This is a genomic window from Gilvimarinus sp. 1_MG-2023, assembly GCF_030548285.1.
The window spans coordinates 1-462 of record NZ_JAUOSC010000132.1 but is presented as its reverse complement, the minus strand read 5'-3'; the positions used below and the strand labels follow the sequence as shown (position 1 = coordinate 462).

Sequence of the window (462 nt, the reverse complement as noted above, 5' to 3'; positions counted from 1 at the left end):
AACTGGATATCGCTGCCACGGCGGTGATCAAGGGCGATAGCCTGGTGCAATCCATTGCTGCGGCTTCTGTGTTGGCCAAAGTCAGCCGTGATCGGGAAATGGTGGCACTCGATCGTGTGTATCCTGGTTATGGCTTTGCCAAACACAAAGGGTATGGCACCCAGGCGCATCTGCAAGCGTTACAAGAGCTGGGGCCGTGTGCCATTCACCGGCGCAGTTACGCGCCGGTCAAGGCCTTGCTGGGCTGCTGAGGTTATCCGCCAGATTGACTCAACGCCGGGTCGCCGCTGTCTGACATATCTCGTGCTGGCTATAGGTGCGCTGGCGCAAAAAATCCCGCAGGGCTTCATCAGTTTCGCAAGCCGCAATTTGTGCGGGGGTAATGGCTTCGCCAAAGCCGAGATAAATTGTGGAGCGACGTTTTTTAAGGAATTCTGCGGGAATGCGCAGAGTTCGCAAGGC

At 56.5% G+C, this 462-nt stretch carries 2 protein-coding genes; one reads left to right on the top strand and one right to left on the bottom strand.

What is annotated here, in order from left to right:
- On the top strand, positions 1-251 hold a 251-nt coding region (locus Q4563_RS16075), incomplete at its 5' end, for a ribonuclease HII (protein WP_303605187.1).
- Between the two features lie 19 nt (positions 252-270).
- On the opposite strand, the gene Q4563_RS16070 is transcribed toward Q4563_RS16075, so the two are convergent.
- A partial coding sequence (locus tag Q4563_RS16070; protein ID WP_303605186.1) for a hypothetical protein occupies positions 271-462 on the bottom strand: 192 nt, incomplete at its 5' end.